This is a genomic window from Pseudomonas agronomica, from assembly GCF_025917275.1.
GTDB classification, from domain to species: Bacteria; Pseudomonadota; Gammaproteobacteria; order Pseudomonadales; family Pseudomonadaceae; genus Aquipseudomonas; species Aquipseudomonas agronomica.
In genome coordinates, this window is record NZ_JAOSHO010000388.1 from 1 (window position 1) to 4,879 (window position 4,879).

Annotated in this window: 5 protein-coding genes; all 5 read left to right on the forward strand. The window is 63.1% G+C overall.

What is annotated here, in order from left to right; genetic code table 11:
- Positions 1–124: 124 nt before the first annotated feature.
- The gene (gene gshA, locus OC610_RS21170) at positions 125–1,708 is read left to right on the forward strand and encodes a glutamate--cysteine ligase (protein ID WP_264430500.1); all 1,584 of its coding nucleotides are present in this window, start codon (positions 125–127) and stop codon (positions 1,706–1,708) included.
- Between the two features lie 259 nt (positions 1,709–1,967).
- Positions 1,968–2,945, forward strand: coding sequence for a taurine ABC transporter substrate-binding protein (tauA, locus tag OC610_RS21175; protein WP_264430503.1), 978 nt, complete (start codon positions 1,968–1,970; stop codon positions 2,943–2,945).
- Positions 2,946–2,965: 20 nt separating this feature from the next.
- Positions 2,966–3,760, forward strand: a complete 795-nt coding sequence (gene tauB / locus OC610_RS21180; RefSeq protein WP_264430505.1) for a taurine ABC transporter ATP-binding subunit — start codon at positions 2,966–2,968, stop codon at positions 3,758–3,760.
- On the forward strand, positions 3,757–4,596 hold the full coding sequence (gene tauC / locus OC610_RS21185; RefSeq protein ID WP_264430507.1) for a taurine ABC transporter permease TauC: 840 nt from the start codon (positions 3,757–3,759) through the stop codon (positions 4,594–4,596). The genes tauB and tauC overlap by 4 nt, the downstream gene beginning before the upstream one ends.
- Positions 4,597–4,645: 49 nt before the next feature.
- On the forward strand, positions 4,646–4,879 hold a 234-nt coding region (locus OC610_RS21190; protein WP_264430508.1), incomplete at its 3' end, for a TauD/TfdA family dioxygenase.

Genomic DNA, 4,879 nt, shown 5'->3' on the forward strand with positions numbered 1-4,879 from the left:
AGGGACGGCGGCGATCTTCTTTGACCGCACAAAAACCAGGCGAAAACGCCAGTTTTAACTTCACCCTTGTAGACCGTCTTGCCCACCCCCATATTGGGGCGACCGACGCGTGAAGGAATTCAACTTGAGCGACCTTTTAAACCGCCGCCTGGCCCTGCTCGGCGAGCGCGCCAACCTCTCCCTGCTCGAGCAGTGCCTGCACGGTATCGAGCGTGAATGCCTGCGCGTCACGGGCGATGGGCGCCTGGCGCAGACCCCGCACCCCGAGGCCCTGGGCTCGGCACTGACCAACGAACAGATCACCACCGACTATTCCGAGTCGCTGCTGGAGTTCATCACCCCGGCCTTGGCCAACCCGGCGGATACCCTGCGCAGCCTCGACAGGATCCACCGGTTCGTCTACAGCAAGCTCGGCGACGAATACCTGTGGAGCCCTTCGATGCCGTGTCCGCTGCCGGCCGAGGAAGAGATTCCGATCGCCTATTACGGCACCTCGAACATCGGTCGACTCAAGTATGTCTATCGCAAGGGCCTGGCCCTGCGCTACGGCAAGACCATGCAATGCATCGCCGGGATCCACTACAACTTTTCCCTGCCGGAAAAACTCTGGCCGCTGCTCCGTCAGGACGAAGGCGTCGACGCAAGCGACCGCGACTTCCAGTCGTCGGCCTATATCGCGCTGATCCGTAACTTCCGCCGCTACAGCTGGCTGTTGATGTACCTGTTCGGCGCCTCACCCGCCCTGGATGCGGGTTTCCTGCGCGGCCGACCGCACCAGCTGGAACAACTGGATCCGGACACCTTGTACCTGCCCTACGCCACCAGCCTGCGCATGAGCGACTTGGGTTACCAGAGCAACGCCCAGGCCGGCCTGACGCCTTGCTACAACGATCTGGCGAGCTACACCGACAGCCTGCGCAAAGCCGTGGCAACACCGTACGCACCGTACGTCGAAGTCGGCACCCACCAGGACGGCGAATGGGTACAGCTCAACACCAACATCCTGCAGATCGAAAACGAGTACTACTCCAACATCCGTCCCAAGCGCGTGACTTATACCGGCGAGCGGCCGATCCAGGCGCTCATGGCTCGCGGGATCCAGTACGTCGAAGTGCGTTGCCTGGACATCAACCCGTTCCTGCCGATGGGCATCGACCTGACCGAGTCGCGGTTCCTCGACGCGTTTCTGCTGTATTGCGGCCTCAATGACAGCCCGCAGCTGGAAAACAACGAGTGCAGCAATGCCACCGGCAACTTCCTGACCGTGGTCAAGGAAGGCCGCAAGCCAGGCCTGCAATTGCAGCGCCGGGGGCAAGCCGTGGATATGCAAGCCTGGGCCCTGGAACTGCTCGATAACATCGCCCCGCTGGCAGCATTGCTCGACCAGAGCCAGGGTGGCGACGCCCACCGCCAGGCGTTGGACGCGCAACGGGCAAAAGTCCGCGACCCATCGCTGACGCCCTCCGCCCAGGTACTGGCTGCCATGGCCGAGCACCAGGAAAGCTTCGCCCAGTTCTCCCTGCGCCAGAGCAAGGCCCACGCCGAGTTCTTCCGCGCCGAGCCGTTGGCGACCGAAGAGCAAGCTGCGTTCGAGCAGACCGCTCGCCAGTCCCTGGCCCAGCAAACCGAGCTGGAGCAGAACGAAGTCGGGGATTTCGACGTGTTCGTAGGTTCGTACCAGGCGAGCATTCTGGCGATCAGCAACTAGATACCCCCGCACATCCCGTAGGAGCTGCCGAGCGTAGCGAGGCTGCGATCTTTTGAACTTTCGCTTGAGGCTCAAGCGTTAGTGGCAAGATCGCAGCCAGTCCAGCGGGAGCTTGCGCCCTCGCCACAGGGGTTTCGTGGCTTCTCGATAGACTTTTTCGCAGATAAGCTAATTCGAAAAAGTTATTTATTTTCTAATTCTTAGATCATTTAGTCTCCTCCAACGCCGACTCTCCGGCGGCCTGTTGAGGAGCTTCACCATGTCTCTGAGTTTCCCCCTTCGCCTTCTCGCGGCCGCCTCCCTGGCCGCGACGAGTCTTTTCGCTCAGGCAGCCGACCTCACCGTCGCCTACCAGACCACCGTTGACCCAGCCAAAGTCGCCCAAGCCGACGGCGCGTATGAAAAAGCCACCCAGGCCAAGATCGCCTGGCGCAAGTTCGACAATGGCGCCGATATCATTGCCGCCATCGCCTCGGGCGACGTGCAGATCGGCTACCTCGGTTCCAGCCCGCTGACCGCCGCCATCACGCGCAAGGTTCCAGTGGAAACCTTCCTGATCGCCACCCAGATCGGCGCCGCCGAAGCCTTGGTCGCCCGTGACGGTTCCGGCATCAAGACCCCGCAAGACCTGATCGGCAAGAAGATCGCGGTGCCGTTTGTCTCCACCGGCCATTACAGCCTGCTCGCCGCGCTGAAGCACTGGAACATCGACCCGTCGAAAGTCACCGTGCTCAACCTCGCCCCGCCAGCCATTATCGCGGCCTGGAAACGCGGCGACATCGACGCCACCTACGTCTGGGACCCGGCCCTGGGCGTGGCCAAGGAAAACGGCAAGGTGCTGATCACTTCAGCCGAACTGGCCCAGTTCGGCGCACCGACCTTCGACGCGTGGATCGTGCGCAAGGACTTCGCCCAACAGCATCCCGAAATCGTCACGGCTTTCGCCAAAGTCACCCTGGACGCCTACGCCCAGTACCGCAAGGATCCGCAAGCCTGGCTGGCCGATGCGTCCAATATCGACAAGCTGGTGAAGCTCTCCGGCGCCAAGGCCAGCGATATTCCGTTGTTGTTGCAAGGCAACGTATTCCCGCTGGCCGCCGACCAGGTGCTGAGCCTCGGCGCCCCGACCACCCAGGCGATCACCAACACTGCCGCGTTCCTCAAGGAGCAGGGCAAAGTCGAAGCCGTGCTGCCGGATTACGCGCCGTACGTCAGCGCCAAATACATCACTCGCTGATCGAAAAAGGAGACGCCGAGATGGCCTTGCTACAGCTGGAGCGCATCAGCGCACAGTACCCCGGCGCAACGAAACCGGTACTGGCGGATATTTCGTTGACCCTGGGCCCGCAGCAGTTGCTGGTCGCCCTCGGCCCATCTGGCAGCGGCAAGACGTCGCTGCTCAACCTGATAGCCGGGTTCGTCGAGCCGAGCGCCGGGCAGATCACCCTCGACGACGTGCCGGTGTCCGGCCCCGGCGCCGAACGTGGCGTAGTGTTCCAGGACGATGCGCTGTTGCCTTGGCAGGACGTGCTGGCGAACGTCGCTTTCGGCCTGGAACTGGCCGGAGTCGCCAAGGAAAAACGCGAGGCTCGCGCCCGGGAAATGCTCGCCTTGGTGGACCTGGCCGGTTTCGAAAAACGCCGCGTCTGGCAGCTGTCCGGCGGCCAGAAGCAACGCGTCGGCCTGGCCCGCGCGTTGGCGGCCGACCCTCGCGTGCTGTTGATGGACGAACCTTTCGGCGCCCTGGACGCCTTCACCCGCGAGCAGATGCAAGAGCTGTTGCTGCAAGTCTGGCAACGCACCGCCAAACCGGTGTTCCTGATTACCCACGACATTGAAGAAGCTGTGTTCCTGGCGACCGATCTGATCCTGCTGGCACCCGATCCCGGGCGGATCGTCGAGCGCCTGAGCCTGGATTTCGGCCGCCGCTACGGCGCTGGCGAATCGGCCCGGTCCATCAAGTCCGATCCACGCTTCATCGAGACCCGCGAGCACGTGCTTGCCAAGGTGTTTTCCCAACGCAGCGCCACTCGACAACAGGAGCGCGCATGAGCAGTTATGAAGTTCCAGCCGTGGCCGGCGATGCCGTGACCTCGCGCGCGGCCGCCCCCGTTCGGCGCAGCCTGAGCACACGCTCAATCAGCGGGCTGACGCTGGTGGTATTGCTGTTTATCTGGTGGGCAATCACCGCCACCGGGCTGATCGAACCGTTGTTCCTGCCGCCGCCCTCCGCCGTGCTGCAGAAGGGTTGGCTGTTGGCAACCAGCGGCTACATGGATTCGACACTCTGGCAACACCTGGGCGCAAGCCTCGGGCGAATTGGCCTGGGCCTGTTGTTCGCAGTGCTGACAGCCGTGCCGGTGGGCATTGCCATCGGCGCCAACCGTATCGCCCGTGGCGTGCTTGATCCGTTGATCGAGTTCTACCGACCGATCCCGCCCCTGGCTTACCTGCCGCTGATCGTGATCTGGTGCGGCATCGGCGAGCTGTCGAAAGTCCTGCTGATCTACCTGGCGATTTTCGCCCCGATCGCCATCGCCACGGCCACCGGCGTGCGCACCGTCGACCCGGCCAAATTGCGCGCCGCACAATCCCTCGGCGCCACGCGGGCGCAACTGATCCGCCATGTAATCGTGCCCAGCGCGTTGCCGGACATTCTCACCGGTATCCGCATCGGCCTGGGCGTGGGTTGGTCGACGCTGGTCGCCGCTGAATTGATCGCGGCCACCAGCGGCCTGGGGTTCATGGTGCAGTCGGCGGCGCAGTTCCTGGTCACCGATGTGGTGGTGCTGGGAATCCTGGTGATCGCCCTGATCGCCTTCGCCATGGAAATGGGCCTGCGCGCCCTGCAACGCAAGCTGGTGCCGTGGCACGGCCAGGCCCATTGATACGCCAATGACCACGCCGACCATTCGGCGCCCATCCGAGAGAACGACCATGAGCCGCCCGACCGTAACCCCTTTGAGTATCGCCCTCGGCGCGCAGATCAGCGGGATCGACATCAGCCAACCGCTGAGCCCGGAAGACCGGGACTTCATCGAGCAGGCGCTGCTGGAACATCAAGTACTGTTTTTCCGCGACCAGCCGATCGAACCGCCGCAACAGGCTCGTTTCGCTGCGTATTTCGGTGACCTGCACATTCATCCGATCTACCCCAACGTGCCGGAGCAG